The 26,033-nt window shown below is 42.3% G+C and carries 16 protein-coding genes, 7 tRNA genes, 3 rRNA genes and 1 other RNA gene; 25 read left to right on the top strand and 2 right to left on the bottom strand.

From position 1 onward, the window contains the following. Positions 1 to 46: 46 nt before the first annotated feature. A non-coding RNA gene (ssrS, locus tag EC328_RS04965) (6S RNA) lies at positions 47 to 225 on the top strand. Between the two features lie 43 nt (positions 226 to 268). On the opposite strand, the gene EC328_RS04970 is transcribed toward ssrS, so the two are convergent. Next, complete coding sequence (locus EC328_RS04970) at positions 269 to 1,069, bottom strand: histidinol-phosphatase HisJ family protein (protein WP_128425774.1); 801 nt, start codon at positions 1,067 to 1,069, stop codon at positions 269 to 271. Positions 1,070 to 1,260: 191 nt separating this feature from the next. On the opposite strand from EC328_RS04970, the gene EC328_RS04975 reads away from it, so the two are divergent. The 14 genes from EC328_RS04975 to EC328_RS05040 all read left to right on the top strand — a co-directional run bounded on the left by EC328_RS04975 (position 1,261) and on the right by EC328_RS05040 (position 18,660). Further along, positions 1,261 to 1,647: a YtxH domain-containing protein gene (locus tag EC328_RS04975; protein WP_128425775.1), complete on the top strand. Its 387-nt coding sequence runs from the start codon at positions 1,261 to 1,263 to the stop codon at positions 1,645 to 1,647. Between the two features lie 27 nt (positions 1,648 to 1,674). Continuing rightward, a complete protein-coding gene (locus tag EC328_RS04980; protein ID WP_128425776.1) occupies positions 1,675 to 2,148 on the top strand; it encodes a hypothetical protein in 474 nt (157 codons plus the stop codon). 126 nt (positions 2,149 to 2,274) lie between these two features. Next, positions 2,275 to 3,159 carry a diacylglycerol/lipid kinase family protein gene (locus EC328_RS04985; RefSeq protein ID WP_128425777.1) on the top strand — a complete coding sequence of 295 codons (885 nt, stop codon included), beginning with the start codon at positions 2,275 to 2,277 and terminating at the stop codon, positions 3,157 to 3,159. A gap of 17 nt (positions 3,160 to 3,176) precedes the next feature. Beyond that, positions 3,177 to 3,617 carry a MarR family winged helix-turn-helix transcriptional regulator gene (locus EC328_RS04990; protein WP_128425778.1) on the top strand — a complete coding sequence of 147 codons (441 nt, stop codon included), beginning with the start codon at positions 3,177 to 3,179 and terminating at the stop codon, positions 3,615 to 3,617. A 22-nt stretch (positions 3,618 to 3,639) separates the two neighbouring features. Continuing rightward, positions 3,640 to 4,644, top strand: a complete 1,005-nt coding sequence (locus EC328_RS04995) for a protein kinase domain-containing protein (protein ID WP_128425779.1) — start codon at positions 3,640 to 3,642, stop codon at positions 4,642 to 4,644. A gap of 35 nt (positions 4,645 to 4,679) precedes the next feature. Continuing rightward, the gene (locus EC328_RS05000; protein WP_128425780.1) at positions 4,680 to 8,891 is read left to right on the top strand and encodes a diguanylate cyclase; all 4,212 of its coding nucleotides are present in this window, start codon (positions 4,680 to 4,682) and stop codon (positions 8,889 to 8,891) included. 49 nt (positions 8,892 to 8,940) lie between these two features. Beyond that, entirely contained in the window at positions 8,941 to 9,954 is a 1,014-nt protein-coding gene (locus EC328_RS05005; RefSeq protein WP_128425781.1) for a LacI family DNA-binding transcriptional regulator, read from the top strand. A gap of 343 nt (positions 9,955 to 10,297) precedes the next feature. Then, positions 10,298 to 10,477 carry a hypothetical protein gene (locus EC328_RS05010; protein ID WP_128425093.1) on the top strand — a complete coding sequence of 60 codons (180 nt, stop codon included), beginning with the start codon at positions 10,298 to 10,300 and terminating at the stop codon, positions 10,475 to 10,477. A 112-nt stretch (positions 10,478 to 10,589) separates the two neighbouring features. After that, positions 10,590 to 11,831, top strand: a complete 1,242-nt coding sequence (gene ltrA / locus EC328_RS05015) for a group II intron reverse transcriptase/maturase (protein WP_240671456.1) — start codon at positions 10,590 to 10,592, stop codon at positions 11,829 to 11,831. Between the two features lie 109 nt (positions 11,832 to 11,940). Continuing rightward, positions 11,941 to 13,470, top strand: coding sequence for a histidine ammonia-lyase (hutH, locus tag EC328_RS05020; protein ID WP_128425782.1), 1,530 nt, complete (start codon positions 11,941 to 11,943; stop codon positions 13,468 to 13,470). Between the two features lie 11 nt (positions 13,471 to 13,481). Further along, a complete protein-coding gene (locus EC328_RS05025) occupies positions 13,482 to 15,503 on the top strand; it encodes a urocanate hydratase (protein WP_128425783.1) in 2,022 nt (673 codons plus the stop codon). A 22-nt stretch (positions 15,504 to 15,525) separates the two neighbouring features. Beyond that, the gene (gene hutI / locus EC328_RS05030) at positions 15,526 to 16,794 is read left to right on the top strand and encodes an imidazolonepropionase (protein WP_128425784.1); all 1,269 of its coding nucleotides are present in this window, start codon (positions 15,526 to 15,528) and stop codon (positions 16,792 to 16,794) included. 89 nt (positions 16,795 to 16,883) lie between these two features. After that, the gene (locus EC328_RS05035; RefSeq protein ID WP_128425785.1) at positions 16,884 to 18,017 is read left to right on the top strand and encodes a TMEM165/GDT1 family protein; all 1,134 of its coding nucleotides are present in this window, start codon (positions 16,884 to 16,886) and stop codon (positions 18,015 to 18,017) included. Next, the gene (locus EC328_RS05040; protein ID WP_128425786.1) at positions 18,007 to 18,660 is read left to right on the top strand and encodes a LuxR C-terminal-related transcriptional regulator; all 654 of its coding nucleotides are present in this window, start codon (positions 18,007 to 18,009) and stop codon (positions 18,658 to 18,660) included. Before EC328_RS05035 ends, EC328_RS05040 begins: the two co-directional genes overlap by 11 nt. A 15-nt stretch (positions 18,661 to 18,675) precedes the next feature. On the opposite strand, the gene EC328_RS05045 is transcribed toward EC328_RS05040, so the two are convergent. Continuing rightward, positions 18,676 to 19,578 (bottom strand): selenium metabolism-associated LysR family transcriptional regulator, encoded by a 903-nt coding sequence (locus EC328_RS05045; protein WP_128425787.1) that lies wholly within the window; start codon positions 19,576 to 19,578, stop codon positions 18,676 to 18,678. Positions 19,579 to 20,042: 464 nt separating this feature from the next. On the opposite strand from EC328_RS05045, the gene EC328_RS05050 reads away from it, so the two are divergent. From EC328_RS05050 to EC328_RS05095, 10 genes are all read left to right on the top strand, one after another. After that, positions 20,043 to 21,578, top strand: a 16S ribosomal RNA gene (locus EC328_RS05050). A 143-nt stretch (positions 21,579 to 21,721) separates the two neighbouring features. Next, a 23S ribosomal RNA gene (locus EC328_RS05055) occupies positions 21,722 to 24,661 on the top strand. A gap of 155 nt (positions 24,662 to 24,816) precedes the next feature. Next, positions 24,817 to 24,933: ribosomal RNA gene (gene rrf / locus EC328_RS05060) — 5S ribosomal RNA — on the top strand. Together the 16S, 23S and 5S rRNA genes with 7 tRNA genes alongside form the textbook arrangement of a ribosomal RNA operon. 92 nt (positions 24,934 to 25,025) lie before the next feature. Next, positions 25,026 to 25,100 (top strand) — tRNA-Asn (locus tag EC328_RS05065). 34 nt (positions 25,101 to 25,134) lie between these two features. Next, positions 25,135 to 25,211, top strand: a tRNA-Met gene (locus EC328_RS05070). Between the two features lie 139 nt (positions 25,212 to 25,350). Continuing rightward, positions 25,351 to 25,425: transfer RNA gene (locus tag EC328_RS05075), tRNA-Glu, on the top strand. Between the two features lie 5 nt (positions 25,426 to 25,430). Beyond that, positions 25,431 to 25,506, top strand: a tRNA-Val gene (locus tag EC328_RS05080). Positions 25,507 to 25,617: 111 nt separating this feature from the next. Beyond that, a tRNA-Asp gene (locus EC328_RS05085) sits at positions 25,618 to 25,694 on the top strand. 110 nt (positions 25,695 to 25,804) lie between these two features. Next, positions 25,805 to 25,880: transfer RNA gene (locus tag EC328_RS05090), tRNA-Thr, on the top strand. Between the two features lie 66 nt (positions 25,881 to 25,946). Beyond that, positions 25,947 to 26,031: transfer RNA gene (locus tag EC328_RS05095), tRNA-Tyr, on the top strand. Positions 26,032 to 26,033 lie beyond the last annotated feature (2 nt).

Here is a 26,033-nt window from a genome sequence, read left to right on the forward strand (position 1 = left end):
AAATCGAGACTGTAAAGTAGTATAATTGAATAAACAAGAAGATAAGTAGTTTCTGCGGTGTGCGTTATTCTCATATAATTCAACCGACATGTCTTATACGGGAGTTCGTTGTTCGGGGGTCAATGACAAGCCTTTCATGAAAGGTAGTCAGAAGCCTTTGACGGGACACCCACCTGCAATTATGCGGGTGTGAATTAGTTGAGAGGACGGCATTGCGGGAATACAAAAAAAGAATAAAAACCCTTCGGGGTTTTTATTTTTATGAGAATTACTGGATTTGAATGGGAATTTTTTTTCTCCCTCTGAAGATATATATATATTTGAAGCCAAGATCTCTTAAAGCCTTCTCAGTCTGCTTGTACTCGTATCCAATATGATGGATAGTGTGGGAGTCTGAGCCGATGGTTATTATTTCTCCCCCTAAATCCTTGTATAGCCTCAATATCTGAGGCTTAGGGTGAAAGCTTTCAAGATTATACCTTAGGCCTCCAGTGTTGACTTCGATTCCCTTTCCCTTATCTATAAGCTTCTTTAGTATAACTTCAATTTTATCCATATAGAAATCATATTTAATTGGTGCACAATCTGTAAAAAGATAGCGATCGATATAGTCTAAATGGCCAAGCACATCATAATCATCAAAGGAATCAATGCAATCAAGGACTGAATCATAGTATCTGTTTATTATTTCCCCCTGGGAGAGCTCCATTTTATTAAATTCAAGAAAGATGTCTTTGCTATCAATTGCATGAATTGACATTATCACAAAATCAAAGCTGTGGTCAGTTATGAACTTCGAATACCTGTCGGCTAAGTGTGGTTGCATCCCGATTTCGACTCCCGCCAGAACCTCGATCTTATCCTTGTATGTATATTTAACTCTGTTTATATCTCTGAAATAGTCCAAAGGTCTGAACGTCAGATCGATTTTCTCCTTTGTTGCCTCGAAATCCACGTGATCAGTGAAACATATTGCACGAAGGTTCTTCTCAATTGAGGCCTTAACTATGGATTCCATAGGAGTCTTTGAATCCAATGAAAAATCGCTGTGCACATGAAAATCATACATATCGTTTTACATCCCCAGTCATATTTGATAGTATTTTCAATTTTAACAGATATTTCAGGTATTTTCAATCAGGCCCTATAGATGGTATCCTTGCAAAATATTAGAAAAGCTAATAATATGAACATTATTGATTATCTGAAATCATTTGGGGTAAATGGAGTGTATAGAAAACGCAAAGGGGAGATCTGCTTATGAAATTGAATAAGATTATCGAAGAAAAAAGAAAACAAATGGAAAAAGCAAAAAAAATCGAGACTGCAAAAAACGTTGCAGTGGGTACTGCTATAGGTACTGCTCTTGGGGCTGCTGCTGGGTTACTTTTTGCTCCTAAAGCAGGTAAAGAGACCAGAGAGGATATCTCAAAGAAAACAAAAGAAGTCACTGAAACAGTCAAGGAAAAGGTTGAGGAACAACTTGATGTTACAAAAGAGCAGCTTGATAAAGTAAAGACAGAAGTCGAGAAGAACTGGGGAGATTTGAAGGAAAAGGTCAAAAAAGAAAAGGAAGCCGCAGAGGAAAAGGTTGAGGAAGTGGTAGAAGCAGTTGAAGAGACTATGGAAGAAGAGACAAAGGAATAGCTTGCGCAAATCTAAGGGGGTATTTATATGGACGCGACCTTGACATTACAGGATTTGCTAAAGTTAATTCTATTTCTGCTTGGTATAGGCGTTTTGGGTTATCTACTGCTGATACTGCGCAATGTTAATAAAACAATAGGCCAGGCTCAGGTGTTATTGGAGGAAAATTCTAAGGAACTGGATACTGCCATCAAACAACTGCCTGAGATCACCGCCAACATAAACAAGCTTACCAGTGAGACAACAAAATTGGTTTCAGAAATGTCTCCGGATATCAGTGGTGTTGTCCATAACGTGAATGGTATAACCTCGAAAATCGATGATATTGCAAATATTGTTGACAAAACAGGGCATACAGTGGAAGACACAGTAGGATTGCTGACTGATACCTTAGCTGAAACAGCATTGGCTTTTCAGTTCAATGCAAAAAATGTAACCAGCTATATTGAGATCATAAAGGAGATCATTGAGATCGTCCGAAGCAGTCTTAAGAAGTATTAAAGAACCCGGCAGGGTTCTTTTTTTCAAGGTTATTGATATATTTCCAATTACTGATATACTGATATTGAGGTGCCTTCAATATTTATCGGGAGCACCTTTCTTAAAAATAAGAAGAGGATAACCACTATGAAACGAATCAAATTTATTATAAACCCATCTTCTGGAAGGCAAGCGATGGAAAAGAAAATCGATACACTATGTAAGCTGTTGCTGGATGATGGCTATATTCTTGCGAAGTATTTCACCAGGAACAAGTATGATGCAATGCTGGAGGCAAGGCGCACCTGCAAAGAGGACTTCGATCTTATAGTTGTGTGTGGCGGTGACGGTACAGTTAACGAAGTAGTTAAGGGAATAGTTACAGGAGGACGAAGAGTTCCGATAGCGATCCTTGCCAGCGGAACTGTAAATGATTTCGCTAATTATCTTGGAATTCCTCGAAACACATATGAATTTTTCGACCTGATAAAGAGGGATAAAGTCATAGATGTTGACATCGGATGCGTTAACGACGATTATTTTGTAAATGTCGCAGCAGGGGGACTGCTTACTAATGTAGCTTACCAGGCTCAGCCTGACATAAAGGCTGTACTGGGAAGAATGGCGTATTATCTTGAAGGATTAAAAGAGCTGGCTAACCAGGGATTGGAAACTGTAAGAGTTACTATTCAAAGTGAAGAGTTCACTTCAGAGGAAGACATCTTACTGTTTGTCATATCCAATAGCTCGTCAATAGGAGGATTTACGAAGCTGGCACCCGAAGCTGATGTTGTTGACGGACTTTTAGATGTTGTATTGATCAAGAAGGCGGATATGGCAGAATTAGCCAATATATTCATTAATGTCTTGACCGGCGAGCACATTAACCACCCTAAAGTGATATACTATAAAACTAAGAAGTTAAAGGTAGAGTCAGATAGAAAAATAGTAGTCGACATAGACGGTGAGTATGGAGGCAAGCTGCCTGCAGAGTTCAGAGTAATTCCAAAAGGTCTGAGCATACTGGTATAGCAATGAGGAGGGTGATGATGGATAACGACAGGATCAGAAACGTAGAGTCCATTGAGAAGCATCTAAGAAAGGTTGACTATATCATTAGAAAAAACGGCAGGATGATTTTAAGTGATTATGGGATTACTGTACCTCAGTTCACTGCTCTCCAGGTGCTCATAAATAATGGTGATATGACAATAGGCGAGTTAAGCCAGCAGATGGATCTAGCCTGCAGTACAATAACTGACTTGGTAGACAGGATGGAGAAAAATGAACTTGTTAAAAGAGAAAAGGACCAAAAGGACAAGCGAGTAGTTCGCGTTATTGTATTAACTAAGGGTCATGATATTTTGCAAAAGGTTTTAGACAGGCGTATCAACTTTCTTGAGGTAAAACTGGAAGGGCTTTCAGTGGCTGAAGTTGAGGCCTTAAAGTCAGCTCTGGAAAAGCTTTATGTTGAAATGAACGAAGACTAAACGGATAAAGGCAGGCGTTTAAATGAAGCTGATAAATAATGATTATCGGGTCCTCGATACCTATGTAAAAAGCAAGAAAGAAGAGGCCTATCTGGTTGAAAAAGTTAATCAACCGGGAAGGGTCTATTTTTTGAAAATTATTGAGCCTCATAAAAGCAATCGCTGTATCCAGGATTTTATAGAAAATTTTCAGGAGTATGAGAATATCAGGCATAGATATCTTCTTAACTCATACGAGTTTGGGCTGATAAAAAACCTAAATCTAAAACCGATCAGCGGAAGACTTTACTATGTCTTGTCAGAGTACACCGATAATCACACCTTGGAGGCTTTAAAAGGGGAATTAAGTGCCAGGGATATGGCGATAGTTTTGGCAAAGATCATGGAGGTACTGGATTATCTCCATTTCAGAGGATTTACATACAGAGCGTTAAGCCCTGAAAAAATATATATTAGTGCTGATGGAGATATCAGATTACTGAATATTTCCACCTTGATAGAGCACCTGTACGAAAATGAGCGAATAAACTCTATTCAGGAATTCATCGCGCCTGAGATCTTTTGCAGAGACGTAATTATTGATCGTAAGGCAGACTACTATTCATTGGGGGTACTGATCAAAAAATATCTGTATCCGCTAATAGTGGGTGACAAAACAGCACTTCCAGTGATTGATTCTATTGTGGAGGAATTTATTAAGAAAGAACCTGGAAGCAGGAATATGCTCCTTATAGAAGCACGAAAGAAGATCGAGGAATTATTTGATTTTTCTATCGGAACTGATTATTTAAAGGAAAGGGACTTTCTCAATTTAGGCTCCATAAAGGCAATAGGCCATGAATCACAGCTTCTTGAGTTAGAACAGCTGGAGGATTTTATTGATTCAAATTCGAGTTTATACAATATTGCTCTAATTGAAGGGAATATAGGGTCCGGTAAGACATATCTACTGCGAGCATTTCTAAGGAAGGCTGCGCTTAGAGGAGGTTTTACGGCTGAGGTCAGCATAGCAGGTGGGAAACCATAGGACTTGACTCTTTTCGAGATTTCATCCTCGATTTTTTGGCAGTAGCACAGATCAAGTACAAGCTTACAAATCAAGGGGATGGCGTGAAGCTGATCCATGAGGATGTCGACATGGATTTCTCGTTGAATCTACCGGGAAGCCTATACAAGCTTTATGATATTATTGCAGAAAACTTAATAAGAAGGTCCAAGACGGAAAGCATATTTTTAGGTATAAATGATTTGGAGCTTTCAAGCAGCAGCATCTTGGAGATGATTGACTTTCTGTTTACAAAATTCAAAGGCAATCGAATACTTTTGATCTGTACCTACAACCAAATGGGGGCTGGTAAGGATTCTGAGAGATTACTTGAGGATTGGGCAAATAGAAATGGTGCATTGCGGATAAAGACATCAAATCTCTCGTTGGAGTCTACAGGAAGATTAGTAAAATCTATCCTTGGAATAGCATTCATACCTAAGGACTTTTCTCAGTTGTTATACAAAGAATCCTTAGGCAATACAAGATATTTGGTCCATTTACTGCGGCATTTCTATGACACCGGTGAGTTGTACATGAGCAAAGAGGGAGTCTGGAATATTAGAAAGGATAGATACGACGACCTTAAATTTCCTAACAGCTTTGTTGATGCTTTCAAAAACAGGATAGATTCAGTAAGTCCAAAGCAGCTCTATTTGCTCCAGATGGTATCTTGCTTTGAAGGTTCGGCAAAGAAAGCTTTGATCAAGAAGCTTACTGGTTTTGCCGATGTCGAATTCAACGAACTCTTAATCAGCCTTGAGGCTGAAGGGCTCATTTCAGAGGATAATAATGAATATGGGCAGGCATTGGATATTACTGAGGGCGAAATCAAGAAATATATATACAGTATGCTGGACCAGTCACAAAGAGAATCCTGGCACAAATCAATAGCTGATGAACTGCTCAACGATAAGAAGCTGGATAATGGCTATAATTTTGAGGAGCTGTTCTATCAATTAAGCTCCTCTAAGCAATTTGAAGAGCTTATTGATATTGCCTATGAGAGGATAGGCATAGCGAGAAATATGTTCACAGATTCTTCAATAGTCATACTGACTCAGGTTTATGATATCCTATCAACATCGGGTTATCCTAAGGACATCGAGATACTTGACAAACTGTGTTATAGCTTGATCGTAAAAGGTGAAACCGCACAGCTGAAGGACTATCTCGATAAGTTGATGAATGCAGCTGAGTCAAGGGGCAACGACAGATTCATCGTACGCTGGATGCTTTATAAGCTGGAATTCTCAGTTAGAAGCAACGACATACTGAGCTCGCAGGAATTGATAAATGAAATAAGCAAAGGATTGGAAGGCAAGGATTATGTTGAGGAGGAGATTTATCATAAATTACTTCAGGCAAAGCATTATCTTGATGTAGACAATCCGGTTATGACTGAGTCAATGGCAGATGAAGGGATAACTTTGTCAGAAAGCAATAATATTTGGACATATGTCGGAGACCTTTTCAATGTAAGGGGGATCGCTAAATACATGTTAGGGGATCCTGAATCGGCTATTGTGGATTACAACAGGGCTTTGGAGGGATATAAGAAGTCTGATCGTCCATTTTATATGGTTAAGCCAATCAATAACATTGGGAGCATTCAAAGCGAATATTACGGGTCAGAAAAACTGGCGCTTGATTACTACTGGCGATGTGTGGAAATATCCGAGAGTTACGGACTGACTTCTCTTCAGACAACATTTTTAAGCAACATTGGAGAAGCCTTCATAAATGTAAGAGATTATAAAAATGCTGAAATTTTCCTTGATCGTGCTATAGATCTATCAAAAAGAATAGATGACAAGAAGAGTCTTTTTCTCTCAACAGTCCTACAGGGGATCGTGTATTTGATATTAGGCAGGATAAATAGAGCACTGGAGATAAATCTGAGCTTGAAGGAGATGAACAAGTCTGTCCAAATTCAGGATAAAGAGGTCTTGATGCAGTATACAAATTTCCTGGGACAGTTCTATTTTGAGACTGGTGATTTTAAATTATCTAAGGAGTTTAGCAAAATTTCCATGGAAAGATCCTTAGATATAAGCAAGAAGGAATATATGAAGGCAAAGAACAGGCTTATAAACATCGATTTCATAGAAAAATCAAGCATAGATAAAGATATGATCCTGGAAATCGTCGAAGAATACAAAAATAGCGGAAGCAGCTATGATAGAGCTTATTTTCTATTGCTTTATGGTTTGATCGCTCATTATTTAAATGATGAGGAGCTAAGCAAATCCTTGATTCAGGAATATAAAAATCTGGATAGCGAAGAAGTATTAGAGAAATACCAGCAAGATCTGGAGCTTATAGAGCTGATAATTGAGGGAAGCAATTCTTCTCTCATTTCCGCAATTGATCATTCAAAATCAGCCGGCTCAAATTTGTTGATACCCAAGCTTTATTCAAACTTGGCACTGGCGGTAAAGCTATCGGACAGTGGACTTTACTATGAGGCTTTCACGGTTATGATCAATAACCTGGATTATTATGAAACAGCCGTCAGGATGCTGGGAGAAGAGTATGCAGGCCCTGATTTTCGGAGGTTTTATATGTTGGATCTGATGATCCCGATCATTGACAGGAGCTTATTCTCAATTACTGGTTTCAACAGAGATTTTGAGCCAAGAATCGAAAATTATCTCAATAAGCTGGATGAACAACTCTTTTTGAGGATATTTTCTGGAGAAGAGGCATCCAGGTGTTGTATAGACACAACGAAGCTTCTATCGGCCCTGGATAGCAATTTCAGCGAGAATCTTGATAAAATACTTGAGTTTATCGCAATAAAGACCAATGCAGAGCATGGATACATTGTTTTGTACGACACCGACGGGAGTGAAAACAGGGTCATTAAATATGGAGCACATGAAGACTTTCCTCTCAATTTGGTTATTGAAAATACAATAAAGGATGAGCAGACTGTATTAATCAGGCGGGATATTTCCAGCAAGCAGTGCCACATACTGGAAATGCATATTGAGGAAGAGATTTCAGGATTTATTGTTGTCCCGATATTGACATCACAAGGTTTTTCAGAAAAATCGATGGATAGAAGACAATCCTATGTCAGGAACAACATATATGGGTATGTATTGCTTTTAACAAGGAGTAATGTGAATAGATTCGACAATTTACGTTCTGATTTGATAAAAGACCTCACTTGGTTGATATACTTGAATTCTGAGAATGACAGGCTATACAGGAGCTCTTTTTATGATAAACTGACTGGTACATACAGAAGGAATGTCGTCGAAAAAAGACTGTCTGATGCAATTCAGCACCATTCTATCAACGATAGAGGGTTTGCCTGTTTGATGCTTGATATCGACAGATTTAAGTCCATAAACGATACTTATGGTCACCAAATAGGTGATAAAGTTCTGACATCGATAGGAGAGGCAATAAGAGAATCAGTCAGGATCACTGATACTGCTGGCAGATACGGAGGAGAGGAGTTTCTACTGATTATTGAAGACGTTGATTCCAATTCTGCGGCAGCTGTTGCTGAAAAGATAAGGTCCTCTATTGAGTCCATGACTGTTAAAGGCTTGAAGCAGAAAGTAACTGCAAGCATCGGTGTTTCACTTTATCCTGAGGATGGGCAGCTGCCGGAGGATCTTATACTAAGAGCAGATCAGGCAATGTATCATGCAAAGGAGGTTCTTGGCAGAAACAGCGTCGCACTGTGGAATGATAATATGGGGTCGATTGCCAGCAAATTCAAGCTGGAGCATGACCTTGTTGTTGGAGGATTTGAGAATGATTCAGATAGAATAGGGGCCTTATCGGACACTGCTCTCCTTATTCAAAGAAACATGAACTTGAAGGATAAGCTTGATTTATTTCTGGGTTACCTGCTTGACTCAACTCAGGGTAGTAATGCTGCAATTTATTCAAGATCCGATAATCAGCTAAAATGTATTGCCGTCAGATCCAAGACGATGAATGATGCTGATATCCTTATACCATATGATTATTTGCACAAGGTATCTAAATCAAGAGAATCCGAGAGCTATATATATCTTAGGACCAGTTCTGAGGGTGATGAGCAGGCAAATGAGTATGTTTCAGGAGCCATTTGCCCGATTATTATAAACGGAGATGTTTATGGGCTGATACTGGTTGAAGTTCCTTTGTCCAGACGAGAGTTCAAACAAAAAGATTTGAAGTATATTGAAGTTTTGGGTAGTGTATTTTCGGCCAATTTAGTATAATTTATTCAGTACTGTGAATTGAAATATCATCACAGCGGGGAGGGGTATTATGACTGTCACCATCAAAGATGTTGCAAGAATGGCTGAGGTATCTATATCTACTGTATCAAGAGTAATCAATGATTCTAAGCCTGTAAGTCCTGAAGCCAGGAGGAGAGTTCTAAAGGCCATAGAGGAGCTTGGCTATAAGCCTAATGAGGTTGCCAGGAGTCTTGTAACCAAGAAGTCAAACATAATAGGCATTATAGTAGACGATATTGGAAGCTCATATGTTGCACAAATAATCCGAGGCGTTGAGGAAGTTGGACGAATGTATAATTACGATCTTCTTCTTTGCAGCAGTTATGGAGATAAGGAGTCGGAACTAAGATTTGCTCAGCTTTTGATGCAAAAGCAGGTAGCTGGGATAATAATAGTATCAGAGATCCTGAATAATGACGTTTTATCTTTCCTGGATATGTCGAGGATACCTTTTGTTTATCTTAACAAATATTACAATGTCCTTGAGAGCCCTAATGTTTCCATAAATAACAGGGAAGCCAGTGATAAAGTAATGAGACATTTAGTCGAGGAAGGACATAAAAGGATCGCCTATGTTACCCAGGAGAAGGATGTAGAGCTGACTATTGAGAAGCACAAGCTGGAAGCTTACAGAGAATGGATGGGAAATATTGGCGGGGATCCGATGGTTTTTGAAGTTGACGGTCATAAGATTGAGGACGGATACGATATAGGAAACAGGATAGTTGAGAGATTGCTCGAGGAGAAAATCACTGCAGTATACTGTTGTGAAGATGAGATAGCAATAGGATTGATCAATTACCTGTATGATCACAATATAAAAGTGCCGGAGGACATTTCAGTGGTCGGCTACGGTGACATTACTTTGGCTTCCTATTTCAGACCTATGCTTACAACTATAAAGGAGCCATATTATGATATAGGTGCAGTGTCAATAAGAAGGATACTTAAGGTACTTCAGGGAGAAAAGGTAGAAGAACAGACAATTGTGCTCCCAGTCCAACTTATTGTCAGGGACAGCTGTGCATCTCCATCCAAATAATTGTGGAACAAAGCAGCACTGTATGGTATAATACGCTCAAGCAAATAAAAGTGGGGATAATATGACTAAAGTATTATTGCTTCACGAAAATTCAAAAAATCAAAACCACAGCCCTGCTGTGGTTTTTTTGGTACGACGGGCATGCCTTCTGTCTGTGGTGAAAGTCCACAAGGGGCGTAGTTGCCGACGAACCCTATAGCGACTTGCAAGGTTCACATCGTGAGGTGTGGGCGAGAGGAAGCAATAGCGAAATCGTAGCCTGACGGACAGAAACCTGATACCAAGGCTTGCATGGAGGATAAGCTGGCCAAAAGCAGTGAAGTCCAAAAGGCAATCGTAACCCATGCAGGTAGATCAGGCAGGTAGACGAGGAAAGACAGAGGACTTATCCCGTGAGGTCTCATGGGCGGCTAAAACCGTAGTAATAACGAACCATGAGAAGTCAGCAGAGGTCATAGTACTTGGAAACAAGGAAGGACTGAACAATTCAAAGTCAAATGGACTTACGGATGTAAATGCATAGGCCTGACGAGAATCTCAGTAGCGAAGACGTAACGGAGCGAAGGGTTCACAGGAGGTAAGGTTGATATGCATGAAAGCAAAACAGGAAAAGGAGACAAATCATGTCACAACTAATGGAACAGATATTATCAAGAGAGAATATGCTGCTTGCATACAAGAAGGTAAAAGCCAACAAAGGAGCAGGAGGCATAGACAACATAAGTGTAGACGAAATTGATGAATATCTGAAAGGAAACTGGGAAGACATCAAGGAACGTATTCGTAACAGAAAGTACAAACCTCAGCCGGTGCTAAGAGTTGAAATACCAAAGCCAAATGGTGGAGTAAGAAAACTTGGTATACCCACAGTGATGGACAGAATCATAGAACAGGCAATAGTGCAGGTAATCACACCCATAGTGGAGCCACATTTCAGCGAATACAGCTATGGTTTCAGGCCGGGTAGACGAGCACAACAGGCAGTCATCAAACTATTGGAATATCTGAATGACGGATATATCTACATAGTGGATATTGACCTTGAGAAGTTCTTTGATAATGTACCACAAGACAAGCTGATGACCCTTGTAGGCAAAATCATACAAGACCCTGACACAGAATCACTCATAGCTAAATATCTAAAGGCAGGAGTGATGGACAAAGGAAAATATGAAGAAACCAACGAGGGGACCCCGCAGGGAGGAAACCTCTCCCCAATACTCAGTAACATCATGCTCAATGAGCTTGACAAAGAGCTTGAAGCAAGAGGACTTAATTTTGTTAGATATGCAGATGACTGTGTAATAGCAGTAGGAAGTAGTGCAGCTTCCAACAGAGTTATGAACACCATAACAAAATGGATAGAGAGAAAACTCGGATTAAAAGTCAACGCAGAAAAGACAAGAACCACAGAACCAACAAAGCTAAAATATTTAGGATTTGGTTTTGTGAAGATGGATGGTAAATGGGAGGCAAGGCCTCATCGGGACTCCATAGTTAAATTCAAGAGAAAACTCAAGCAGCTCACAAAACGCTCATGGTCAATCAGCATGGACGATAGAATAAAGAGACTCAATTGGGTAATCAGAGGCTGGATAAACTACTTTCGAATAGGTAAAATGAAGACTAATATGATACGAATAGATGGACACTTGCGTACAAGAATCCGTATCGTGATATGGAAGCAGTGGAAAACCAGTCAGAAGAGAATGTGGGGCTTAAGAAAACTCGGTGCTCCGGAATGGATGGTAAGACAGTCGGTAGGGTTTAACAACCATTACCAGGCAGTGGCTAAAACCACAGGTTTACGTAAAATATCAAAAGAAATCCTCGCAAAGCGAGGTCTCATTAGTTGTTTGGATTATTATTTGAATTGAACCGCCGTATGCCGAACGGCACGTACGGTGGTGTGAGAGGGGAATTAATTTTCCCCTACTCGATCGCCACTTCATCTTGTTAGTATAATAATGTATTGGAGGTAGAAGAATGAATAAAGTGTACATAGACGGAAGCAATATGAACCTGAGAGATTTCATCCTCGTAGCTAGACAAAGAACACAGGTGGAGTTGGATGACAATGCCAAAACAAGAATAAAAAGATCAAGAGATCTGGTTGACAGGTTTATAGAGGAAGAACGTGTAGTTTATGGGATTACTACCGGTTTTGGAAAGTTCAGTGACATTGTCATAAGCTGTGAAGAAACAGTAGCCTTGCAAAGGAACCTCATAATAAGCCACTCCTGTGGAGTTGGGGAACCGTTGCCAGAGGAAGCTGTAAGAGGGATTATGCTCTTAAGAGCAAATGCATTGTCAAAGGGACTTTCCGGGATAAGGCTTTCAGTAGTTGAGACTCTTATTGAAATGCTAAATAGAAAAGTTCACCCAATAATCCCGGAAAAAGGCTCACTAGGCGCCAGTGGGGATCTGGCACCTCTTGCACATATGGTTCTCGTAATGATCGGTGAGGGGGAAGCTATTTACAATGGTGTCAGAATGAGTGGGCGAAAAGCTATGGATAATGCAGGGATTCCTACCGTAACCCTAGTAGCAAAAGAAGGACTCGCTCTTATAAATGGAACACAGGTAATGACTTCCATAGGTGCATTGGCACTTCATGATGCGATAAACCTTTCAAAGATATCAGACATTGCAGCTGCATTGACGATTGAGGCTCTAAATGGAATAACAGACGCCATGGATCCAAGGGTGCATATCGCAAGAGGTCATGTTGGTCAGATCAAATCTGCGGCGAACCTGCTAAGGCTATTGGAAGGTAGCTTCATGACATCAAAACAAGGGCAAAGGAGAGTGCAGGACCCGTATTCATTAAGGTGTACCCCACAAATACATGGAGCTACGAAGGACAGCCTTCTTTTCATTAAAGAGAAGGTAGAGATAGAAATGAATGCTGCAACAGATAATCCAATTATATTTCCAGATGAGGAAGATGTTATATCAGGTGGAAATTTTCATGGACAACCTATTGCTCTCCCAATGGATTTTTTAGGGATAGCACTTTCAGAACTGGCAAATATTTCAGAACGAAGATTGGAAAGACTTGTAAATCCGTCGCTTAGCAATGGTCTCCCTGCTTTTTTGACATCAAAGGGAGGAGTGAACTCAGGGTTTATGATAGTACAATATTCAGCTGCATCTCTGGTTTCCGAGAATAAAGTGTTGGCACATCCGGCAAGTGTTGACTCCATTCCATCATCTGCAAACCAGGAGGATCATGTCTCCATGGGTACTATTGCAGCAAGGAAGGCAATGGAGATACTTAAAAATGCCAGGAAGGTAATTGCAATGGAGCTTATGGCAGCTTGCCAGGCAATAGATCTCAGAGGGAAAGACAAACTTGGAAAAGGAACAGAAGTGGCTTATAAAACCTTAAGACGGGAGGTCCGGGAGTTAAATGAAGACAGAATAATGTATCTGGACATAAATAAGTCGGAAGATATAATCAGGACCAACGTGATTTTGGATGAAGTTGAAGCTGTTATTGGGAAATTAGAGTAAGGAGGTCTATCATGGTCAATAACGATATGGTTTATGAAGGCATGGAGATTAAGCTTCCAAAAACTCTCCCCCGAGCAAAGGAGTTTGCTCCTGGGATTAGAAGAGCACCGAAAAGAGAACTGACGCTTTCCGGACATGAGATGAAACTTGCATTAAGAAACGCACTAAGGTATATCCCTGAGGAACTGCATGAGACCTTAGCACCTGAATTTATGGATGAACTTTTGACTTATGGAAGGATTTATGGCTACAGATTCAGACCCGAAGGTGAGATAAAGGGAAGGCCAATAGATGAATACAAGGGGAAATGCATAGAAGCTAAAGCTTTTCAGGTGATGATAGACAATAACCTTGATTTTGATGTTGCACTTTATCCTTATGAGCTTGTGACATATGGTGAGACAGGACAGGTTTTCCAGAACTGGATGCAGTACAGACTGGTAAAGCAATATCTCGAGATATTGGATGACAGTCAGACTCTGGTGATCATGTCAGGCCATCCATTAGGACTGTTTAAATCGGCGAAGCAAAGTCCAAGGGTAGTCATTACCAACTCTCTTATGATAGGTATGTTTGATAACCAGGAACAATGGATAAAGGCGCAAGCAATGGGTGTAGCCAATTATGGGCAGATGACTGCCGGAGGTTGGATGTATATCGGCCCTCAGGGAATAGTGCACGGAACATACAACTCAATCTTGAACGCTGGGAGATTGAAGCTTGGGATAGAGGAGGAAGGTGATCTTAGAGGTCATATCTTTGTAAGCTCCGGGCTGGGCGGCATGAGCGGAGCACAGGGAAAAGCAACAAAAATCGCAAACGGAGTTGGGATAATTGCAGAGGTCGATTATTCCAGAATCAGAACCAGACTTGACCAGGGGTGGATAGACGAGTCTTATGAGAGATTAGACCAACTTTTTGATAGAGCTCATAGTGCAGCTAAATCAGGAGAAGCTCTTGCATTGGCTTATCATGGTAATATTGTAGATTTGCTGGAGTATGCAGTCAATGAGAATATTCATATCGATCTGCTTTCAGACCAAACCTCATGCCATGCTCCGTATGATGGCGGCTACTGTCCGCAAGGGATGAGTTTTGAAGAGAGAACCAGGAAGCTATCAGAGAATAAGAATGACTTTGTTGCTCTGGTCAACCAATCCTTGATCAAGCATTATCACTTGATAAAAGAACTCGTCCATAGAGGGACATATTTCTTTGACTACGGAAACTCCTTCATGAAAGCTGTATTTGATGCTGGAGCAAAGGATATCTCAAGGAATGGCGTAGATGAGACAGAAGGCTTTATATTCCCTTCCTATGTTGAGGATATAATGGGACCTATGCTTTTTGATTACGGTTATGGACCTTTCAGATGGGTATGCTTAAGCGGCAAGCAGGAGGATCTGGACAAAACAGACAATGCAGCAATGAAGTGCATTGACCCGACCAGAAGAGGACAGGACAGGGATAACTATATATGGATAAGAGATGCGAAGAAGAACAATCTGGTGGTAGGGACAAAAGCAAGGATACTCTATCAGGATGCCCTGGGAAGACTTAAGATTGCCCTTAAGTTCAATGATATGGTAAGAAATGGAGAAATTGGTCCTGTCATGCTAGGTCGAGACCACCACGATACAGGAGGAACTGATTCGCCCTTCAGAGAAACATCGAATATCAAAGATGGAAGCAATGTGATGGCAGATATGGCAACGCAATGTTTTGCCGGAAATGCCGCAAGAGGAATGAGTTTGATAGCACTTCACAACGGTGGAGGAGTAGGTATCGGGAAGTCCATAAATGGCGGATTTGGAATGGTACTTGATGGAAGTGAAAGAGTAGACGAGATATTAAAAACTGCTATGCCCTGGGATGTTATGGTAGGAGTAGCCAGAAGAGCATGGGCTACAAATGAAAACTCCATAGAAACGGTACTGGAATACAACAAACAGTTTAAGGGAAAAGATCATCTGACTATACCATTTGTGCCCGATCAGGAATTGATTGAAAGGACGATTAATGAGAAAATCTGATTGGATTTGATGGAGGTGTGCGATGGATGCTGACTTGATCATTAAGAATATTGGAACCTTAGTTACCTTGAAAGGCCCTCAAAGTGCCAGGGGAGGAAGTGCCCAGGGGGAGATCAGTGTTATCAAGGACGCGGCTGTTGCTGTGAGAGGTGATAGGATCATCTATGTTGGGACAGGCAGTCTTCCGGAGGATGTAACAGCAAATGATGAAACTCTTATCATAGATGCCAATGGTAAACTTGTGACTCCGGGACTTGTTGACTCACACACACATCTTGTTCACGGGGGCTCAAGAGAAAATGAGCTATCAATGAAGCTTAAGGGTGCAAAATATATGGAAATACTAAGTGCTGGAGGAGGAATCCACAGCACTATGAGAGCTACAAGATCAATGTCAAAGGATGAGCTATATTTACAGGCCAGAAGGAGTCTTGACAGGATGCTTTCATTTGGAGTAACGACTGTTGAAGGTAAATCAGGCTATGGTATCGAGGACATTGAGACTGAACTTAAACAGCTGGAGGTAGCTAGAAGGCTTAATAACGAACATGCTGTAGATGTAGTTTCAACCTTCATGGGAGCACATGCCATACCGTTGATCTTCAGGGATGATCCGGAGGGATTCGTACAAAAGATAATCAAAGAGATGATACCAACAGTTGCCAAGGAAAAGCTCGCGAAATTTTGTGATGTATTTTGTGAACATGGTGTGTTTACAATCGACCAATCGAGAAGGATACTACTTGAAGGCAGACAGTGGGGACTAAAACCAAAAATACATGCAGACGAGATTGAATCAATAGGCGGTGCTGAGCTTGCAGCTGAACTGGGATGCGTTTCTGCTGATCACCTTGTGGGAGCCAGCGACGAAGGAATCATGAGAATGGCTGAATCCGGGGTTGTAGCTAATCTCCTGCCGGGTACAAGCTTTAATCTTCAGACGGGCAAGCATGCCAGAGCCAGATTCATGATAGAAAAAGGATTACCGGTAGCCATCTCAACTGACTACAATCCAGGAAGCTGCCCTACCGAGAATATTCAGCTTGTTATGAGCTTTGCTTCCTTGATACTAAGAATGACACCTGAGGAGGTACTGACAGCAGTGACTATGAATGGGGCCGCCGCCTTGGGACTTGAGAGAGAAATAGGCAGTATTGAGGTTGGCAAGAAAGCTGATTTGGTGATATTTGATTCAACTAATCTTGAATACGTCATCTATCATTTTGGGATAAATCATACTGATATGGTCATAAAAGATGGCAGGGTAGCTTTCTCTAAGAAAGATTGTTAATGCAAGATTCCTGATGTATAATCAGAATATTGGATGAAGTGAAAAGACTTTTGGCCAAGCCAAAGGTCTTTTTATAAGAGGAGAAAAATATGCTGGCAGAGTTTATAGAAGCGCTATCTTTAGTATTTATTGCAGAGATGGGAGACAAAACTCAGATAATAGCCATGACATTTGCAACGCAATTCACGGTCAAACAGGTCTTGGCTGGTGTAGCATTGGGCGTCATAGGGAATCATAGTCTTGCGATACTCTTGGGCAGCTTACTCGGGACTATGTTGCCATTAGATATAATACAGCTCCTGGCGGGAGCCTTATTCATCTTCTTTGGTTATAATTCTTTAAGATCACGTGAGGATGATGAAATTTATGATAAGAGGTCCATCAATCCAATAATGGCTGTTGCTCTGGCATTTTTTGTTGGAGAATTGGGCGATAAAACCCAGCTGACAGCTTTAGCCCTTTCAGCTGAGGCACTATTCCCACTGGTTATATTATTGGGTACTACTGCAAGCATGATAACGACCAGTGGAATTGGAATCCTTGTAGGCAGCAGGATTGGAAGGCGAATTCCGGAAAACGCTTTAAAGGCTATTTCTTCAATAGTATTTGTTGCTTTTGGTCTGCAGAAGATTTATATTGGGCTGCTTATTCAAGGCATAAGTTCTCTATTAGCAACAGCCGCTCTTGTTATTTTAGCTTTAATTGAGATTTATATGCTGTTTTCCTTCAGAAAAATGGCCATGTCAGGGCAAAGTAAACTACCCCTTAAGGAAGCAGCTCAAATTCTATATGAAAAGACTGCAAGAGTAAAGGAATTAGTTGATGACCTCTGCCTGGGGGAGGGAATTTGTGGATCATGTGTTGGAACAGGTTGCTTGATGGGGTATACAAAGGACATGCTAAACAAAGCTAAGGATCAAAAGAACTATTATGAAATAGAGGGAGTTGATTTGGCAGGACTTCTAATACGGGATTATGATAGGAACAAGGTAGAAGGCGCATATATGATGACTCTTAAGGAACTCGATGAACTTAATTGGCCAACAGATGATAAATTTGTAATAAACAGAGCAAGAGAAGCTTTTGAGGTATTGTTGTTTGGGAAGGCGATTAACCTGGAAAATAGCCTTAGTGAACAGATGGAGGCAGTTAAAAGCCATGATCAGGTTCTGTTCATGAAATTGAAACATTATACAAAAAAGGAGGGCTTGGATGAGGGGTAAATCTATAAAAGTAATGCTTGCTGATTCTCAACCTCTATGCTTGCACGGACTTAAAAGCATAATTGAAACTCAGGATAATATAAAAGTTATTGCCCAGGCTTCAAATCATGAAGAGATCATTTCCTTTGGAGTAAGCTCAAATGCCGATATACTGATTATCGATCCGCAACAACGCAATTACAATGGCTTTGACAGTATAAGAATCATTAGGGAACGAGGCTTCAGCGGAAAGGTAATTCTACTGATGAGTGATATTAGCTGTGAAGTTTATCAACAAGCCAGTAAAGTAAGAGTAGATGGATATCTATTAAAGACAGCATCTCCTGATAAACTTATTAGATCAATCAATGAAGTCTATAAGGGCAAAAATTATACCGATGATGATTTTACACGTATATTATCGGAAACAGTGGAATGTAAAATAACTGATATGGCTGAAGGTGAAAAAGTAGAGCAATTATCACAAAGAGAATATGAAATATTACGACTTGTGGCATCTGGAAGAAACAATAAAATGATAGCAAGCCAACTATTTATTAGTGAAAAGACTGTAAAAAACCACCTTACTCAGATATTTAAAAAGCTTGAGGTTTCTGACAGGGTGCAAGCAACTCTATTTGCTATAAAGCACAACATAAAATAGGTCTGAGTCAATGACTCAGACCAAGCTTTTTACTGACGACTTAAAGCTTTCACCTATAGGGGAAAGCTGCCTTGATTTATGGTGGACTAAGTAGAATTTTCTCGAAAGATCCAGGTCGTCTAACCTAAGGGCTTTGTAACGACGCCCTTCCACAATATCTCCGCAATCTATATCTTTTTCTGATATAAAGCTCAATCCAACACCGAGAGCTACCATCCGCTTAATCGCTTCTACATCCTCAATCCAGGCGACTGTTTTAAGTCTTTCCAAATTGAAACCCTTACTTTCCATTGATAATCTTACTGATTCTCTGGTCCCTGAGCCTTCTTCCCTGAAGATAAATGGATAATCGACAATCATGTCCAGTGAAATGCTCATGAGGTTCTCGTGATCCGGAAAAAAATCCTCTGGAGAGATTAGTACTAAGTTATCCTCCATTACAGGTATATATGCCAAATTTCGGGTTTTATATAACGCACCGACAAATCCAAAATCAGTATCTCCAATAAGTATTTCCTCAATGACCTGCCTTGAATCCTTATCGCTTATGGAAAATGATACATCAGGATATTTCTCAAGAAAGCTATGTATAAGAATAGGAAGAAGGTGCTTTCTTGGAACGGAGCTTGCACTTATCTCCAAATGCCCTTCTACTTTTCCTTTATAGCTGTCAAGTTGATACCGGGCCGTTTCATATGTGTTGATGATATCCAAAGCATTTTGATAAAGCAGCTGCCCAGCATCAGTAAGGGTCAAACCTTTTGAAAGTCTATTGATAAGTATAGTATCAAATTCCTTCTCAAGAGATTGTACGTGGTTTGAAACAGTGGGCTGAGTTAAGAATAATGATTCTGCGGCTTTCGAAAAGCTCCTGACTCTTGCGACCTCAACAAATGTCTTCAATTGTCGTATATCCATGATATAACCTCCTGCTTACTATTGTCATCATTTTATCAAAATATATTAGAAATTGGAACATGTATCAGAATCCAATTCTTTCAATTATTTTATTTGAATCATATTGACAAGCAATTAGAAACCTTGTATAGTAATAACTTGTTAGGCCAAGCCAAAGAGAACATTTTTACACTAAATGTTGATAAAAAGTCACATTAAAGTCTAAAAACAGATTGACAATAAAACATGGCTTTGGTATACTAAACAAGTCACCTCAAGTAGGGTAGATAATGACCTAACCCGATTTGTGCAACAAATCGATGGTAGGTCAGATGCAGCGGCACCAAATTTGCACGAGTAACAACGAGTGAACAAATTTGTGTAGCAAGCTGCCAATGGACTTAGATAACTAAACAGTGTGAGAGCTTTGAATGAACCAAAGATTTCAATTTTTAAGAACAAATAATATGAGCTAAATCAAACTATTAAATGAGAGTTTGATCCTGGCTCAGGACGAACGCTGGCGGCGTGCCTAACACATGCAAGTCGAGCGAAGTGACTCGGAGAGAAGTTTTCGGATGGATCGAAGAGTCATCTTAGCGGCGGACGGGTGAGTAACGCGTGAGAAACCTGCCTTTCACAAAGGGATAGCCTCGGGAAACTGGGATTAATACCTTATGAAACTGAATTACCGCATGGTAGATCAGTCAAAGCGAATAAGCGGTGAAAGATGGTCTCGCGTCCTATTAGCTAGTTGGTGAGGTAACGGCTCACCAAGGCTTCGATAGGTAGCCGGCCTGAGAGGGTGAACGGCCACACTGGAACTGAGACACGGTCCAGACTCCTACGGGAGGCAGCAGTGGGGAATATTGCACAATGGAGGAAACTCTGATGCAGCGACGCCGCGTGAATGATGAAGGCCTTCGGGTTGTAAAGTTCTGTCCTTGGGGAAGATAATGACGGTACCCAAGGAGGAAGCCCCGGCTAACTACGTGCCAGCAGCCGCGGTAATACGTAGGGGGCGAGCGTTGTCCGGAATTATTGGGCGTAAAGGGTTCGCAGGCGGTCTGATAAGTCAGATGTGAAAGGCGTAGGCTCAACCTACGTAAGCATTTGAAACTGTCAGACTTGAGTTAAGGAGAGGAAAGTGGAATTCCTAGTGTAGCGGTGAAATGCGTAGATATTAGGAGGAATACCAGTGGCGAAGGCGACTTTCTGGACTTATACTGACGCTGAGGAACGAAAGCGTGGGGAGCAAACAGGATTAGATACCCTGGTAGTCCACGCCGTAAACGATGAGTGCTAGGTGTTGGGGGTCAAACCTCGGTGCCGCAGCTAACGCATTAAGCACTCCGCCTGGGGAGTACGTACGCAAGTATGAAACTCAAAGGAATTGACGGGGACCCGCACAAGCAGCGGAGCATGTGGTTTAATTCGAAGCAACGCGAAGAACCTTACCAGGGCTTGACATGCCGCTGACCGGTTTAGAGATAGATCTTTATCCTTCGGGGTACAGCGGACACAGGTGGTGCATGGTTGTCGTCAGCTCGTGTCGTGAGATGTTGGGTTAAGTCCCGCAACGAGCGCAACCCTTGTCTTTAGTTGCCATCATTAAGTTGGGCACTCTAAAGAGACTGCCGATGACAAATCGGAGGAAGGTGGGGATGACGTCAAATCATCATGCCCTTTATGTCCTGGGCTACACACGTGCTACAATGGTCGGTACAACGAGAAGCAAGTCAGCGATGGCAAGCAAATCTCTAAAAGCCGATCCCAGTTCGGATTGCAGGCTGCAACTCGCCTGCATGAAGTCGGAGTTGCTAGTAATCGCGGATCAGAATGCCGCGGTGAATGCGTTCCCGGGTCTTGTACACACCGCCCGTCACACCATGGGAGTTGTCAATACCCGAAGCCAGTGAGCTAACCAGTAATGGAGGCAGCTGTCGAAGGTAGGGGCAATGACTGGGGTGAAGTCGTAACAAGGTAGCCGTATCGGAAGGTGCGGCTGGATCACCTCCTTTCTAAGGAAGATTTCAGGATAAGTATCTCACACTGTTTGTTATAAAATATCAATTGTGCACCGATCGAGGTGAAAGTCTTGAAAGGTGCAACTGTATTTTGAACATTGAAAACTAAATCTAAGAAGAAGAACAAACATGAAATAGGTCAAGTTATTAAGAGCATAGGGCGAATGCCTTGGCACCAAGAGCCGAAGAAGGACGGGATAAGCACCGAAATGCTACGGGGAGTCGCAAATAGACGTCGATCCGTAGATATCCGAATGGGGGAACCCACTTGAGCAACCCTCAAGTACTCATGACCCAATAAAATAAGTCATGAGAGGTAGACCAGGGGAACTGAAACATCTAAGTACCCTGAGGAAGAGAAAGAAACATCGATTTTCAAAGTAGCGGCGAGCGAAATGGAAAGAGCCCAAACCTGATTAATCAGGGGTTGAGGACACAGCAAAGGAATGGATGATCCATAGTCGAAGAAAGCTGGGAAGCTTTGCGAAACAAGGTGATAGCCCTGTAGACGAAATGGAAGATTCACAGGCTGTGCTCCAGAGTACCACGGGACACGAGAAATCCCGTGGGAAGCAGGGAGGCCCACCTCCCAAGGCTAAATACTACTTGGTGACCGATAGTGAACAGTACCGTGAGGGAAAGGCGAAAAGAACCCCGGGAGGGGAGTGAAAAAGAACCTGAAACCCTATGCTTACAAGCAGTGGAAGCACGTTAAAAGTGTGACCGCGTACTTTTTGTAGAACGGGCCAGCGAGTTATGATATGCAGCGAGGTTAAGTAATTAAGTTACGGAGCCGTAGGGAAACCGAGTCTTAACAGGGCGGATATAGTTGCATGTCATAGACCCGAAACCGGGTGACCTATCCATGGGCAGAGTGAAGTTTTAGTAAAATAAAATGGAGGCTCGAACCCGGTAGCGTTTAAAAGCTATGGGATGACCTGTGGATAGGGGTGAAAAGCCAATCGAACTCGGAGATAGCTGGTTCTCCTCGAAATAGCTTTAGGGCTAGCCTCAAGAGAGCATGAGATGGAGGTAGAGCACTGAATGGTCTAGGGGCACATAGTGTTACCAAAACCTATCAAACTCCGAATGCCATACTCATAAGCTTGGGAGTCAGACTGTGGGGGATAAGCTTCATAGTCAAAAGGGAAAGAGCCCAGATCACCAGCTAAGGTCCCAAAATACTGATTAAGTGGTAAAGGATGTGAGGTTTCACAGACAACCAGGATGTTGGCTTAGAAGCAGCCATACATTTAAAGAGTGCGTAATAGCTCACTGGTCGAGAGACCTTGCGCCGAAGATTTCCGGGGCTAAAATCAGATACCGAAGCTGTGGGATGTAATAATACATCGGTAGAGGAGCATTGTGTAAGGGACGAAGGTGTACCGAAAGGAGCGCTGGACATTACACAAGAGAGAATGCTGGCATAAGTAGCGAAAGGTGAGTGAGAATCTCACCCGTCGAAAACCTAAGGTTTCCTGAGGAAGGCTCGTCCACTCAGGGTAAGTCGGGACCTAAGCCAAGGCTGAAAAGCGTAGGTGATGGACAACAGGTTATGATTCCTGTACTGGAGGTATTCGTTAACAGAGAAGTGGGGACGCAGGAGGATATGCAGAGCGTGCGGTTGGAAGAGCACGTCTAAGCACGTAGGGAGAGAAGACAGGCAAATCCGTTTTCTTAATGATCCTGAGGTGTGATGGGGATCGAAAAACAAGTAGAGAAGCTGCAGACTCCACACTGCCAAGAAAAGCCACTATCGAGAATATTTTCACCCGTACCGCAAACCGACACAGGTAGGTGAGGAGAGAATCCTAAGACGAGCGGAAGAACCTTTGTTAAGGAACTCGGCAAAATAGCCCCGTAACTTCGGGAGAAGGGGTGCCATTTGAAGTGGATATCAAACGATAAACAAGCTTCAGGTGGCCGCAGTGAAAAGGCCCAAGCGACTGTTTACCAAAAACACAACTCTCTGCTAAGTCGAAAGACGAAGTATAGGGGGTGACACCTGCCCGGTGCTGGAAGGTTAAGGGGAATGCTTAGAGGGAAACCTCGAAGGTGTGAACTTAAGCCCCAGTAAACGGCGGCCGTAACTATAACGGTCCTAAGGTAGCGAAATTCCTTGTCGGGTAAGTTCCGACCCGCACGAAAGGTGTAACGATTTGGGCACTGTCTCAACAAAGGATCCGGTGAAATTGTAGTACTCGTGAAGATGCGAGTTACCCGCGACAGGACGGAAAGACCCCGTGGAGCTTTACTGCAGGCTGACATTGGATTTTGGCATTGCATGTACAGGATAGGTGGGAGGCATAGAAGCAAGTGCGCCAGTATTTGTGGAGCCGTCCTTGGGATACCACTCTTGTGATGCTGAAATTCTAACCTGGCACCGTGAAACCGGTGTGGGGACACTGTCAGTTGGGCAGTTTGACTGGGGCGGTCGCCTCCCAAAAAGTAACGGAGGCGCTCAAAGGTTTCCTCAGCACGGTCGGAAATCGTGCGAAGAGTGTAAAGGCAGAAGGAAGCTTGACTGCGACACCAACAAGTGGAGCAGGAACGAAAGTTGGACTTAGTGATCCGGTGGTACCGCGTGGAAGGGCCATCGCTCAACGGATAAAAGCTACCCCGGGGATAACAGGCTTATACCCCCCAAGAGTCCACATCGACGGGGGTGTTTGGCACCTCGATGTCGGCTCGTCTCATCCTGGGGCTGAAGTAGGTCCCAAGGGTTGGGCTGTTCGCCCATTAAAGAGGCACGCGAGCTGGGTTCAGAACGTCGTGAGACAGTTCGGTCCCTATCCGTCGTGGGCGCAGGAAATTTGAGAGGAGCTGTCCTTAGTACGAGAGGACCGGGATGGACAAACCTATGGTGGATCAGTTGTCTTGCCAAAGGCATGGCTGAGTAGCTAAGTTTGGACGGGATAAGTGCTGAAGGCATCTAAGCACGAAGCCCCCCTCAAGATGAGATTTCCCATCACGGAAGTGAGTAAGACACCAGGAAGACGACCTGGTAGATAGGTCTCAGGTGAAAGAGCAGCAATGCTTGAAGCTAAGAGATACTAATATGTCGAGGACTTGACCTAAACCAATTGACGATTGACAATGCACAATGCACAATTGTGGAAGTAAGGATTTAGGGTCTAAGACCCAAGAGAATGACCCGAGTAATTGTGAACTGTGAACTGAGAATTGTGAATTGAAAGAAGTAGTGTTTGTTCTTAGAAAGATTTAGTTTTCGTCTGGTGACGATAGCAAGAGGGAGACACCTGTACCCATACCGAACACAGAAGTTAAGCCTCTTAACGCCGATGGTACTTGGTTGGAAACGACCTGGGAGAGTAGGAAGTTGCCAGACTAATGACCTAACATAGCGAACGGAAGTAAGCTTTAGCAGGTCAGATGTCGCGCAGTCCAAATCTATGATTTGGCAAACGCAGCCGACTCTATTCTTAGGTAGCTCAATGGCGGAGCAACCGGCTGTTAACCGGTAGGTTGTGGGTTCGAGTCCCACCCTGAGAGCCAGAGTATGCCGGGATTTAATAGTAGGTAAAAATGTCGCGGGATGGAGCAGTCTGGTAGCTCGTCGGGCTCATAACCCGGAGGTCGTAGGTTCAAATCCTACTCCCGCAACCATAATTTACTCCGTAGGAAATCAATTGCGGAGTGCCAGGTTGGTGCAACCATAATTTACTCCGTAGGAAATCAATTGCGGAGTGCCAGGTTGGTGCAACCACTACATAATTATCCGCTCCACCACTCCAACAATAAACAAGGCCCTATGGTCAAGCGGTTAAGACACCGCCCTTTCACGGCGGTAACCCGGGTTCGAGTCCCGGTAGGGTCACCATTAGTGGGCGCATAGCTCAGTTGGGAGAGCACCTGCCTTACAAGCAGGGGGTCACAGGTTCGAGCCCTGTTGTGCCCACCACTAATTTCAAGTGAATAAGTAACAGTGAATAAGTAAGAGTGATAAACACAAAGCTTAAGAGATAGACCAAAATCACTATTCACTATTAGCTATTAGCTATTAACTACCATTGGCCTGGTAGTTCAGTTGGTTAGAATGCCAGCCTGTCACGCTGGAGGTCGAGGGTTCGAGTCCCTTCCAGGTCGCCAATTTTCAATTGACAGTGTACAATTGACAATTGAAAATTGAAACATAACAAACATTTTAAGGATAATTATTTAATTGTCAACTGTCAATTATGTAATTGTCAATTGCTTAAGCTGGCGTAGCTCAATCGGCAGAGCAACTGACTTGTAATCAGTAGGTTGGGGGTTCAAGTCCTCTCGCCAGCTCCATTGAAGTACTCCATAGGAAATCGTTAGGTGTCCTTTAGTATTGATGCATAGCAAGGGAATAGATATGGAGGAGTTCCCGAGTGGCCAAAGGGGACGGACTGTAAATCCGTTAGCTAAGCTTTCAGTGGTTCAAATCCACTCTCCTCCACCAAA

This window comes from Gudongella oleilytica, from assembly GCF_004101785.1.
Lineage (GTDB): Bacteria > Bacillota > Clostridia > Tissierellales > Tissierellaceae > Gudongella > Gudongella oleilytica.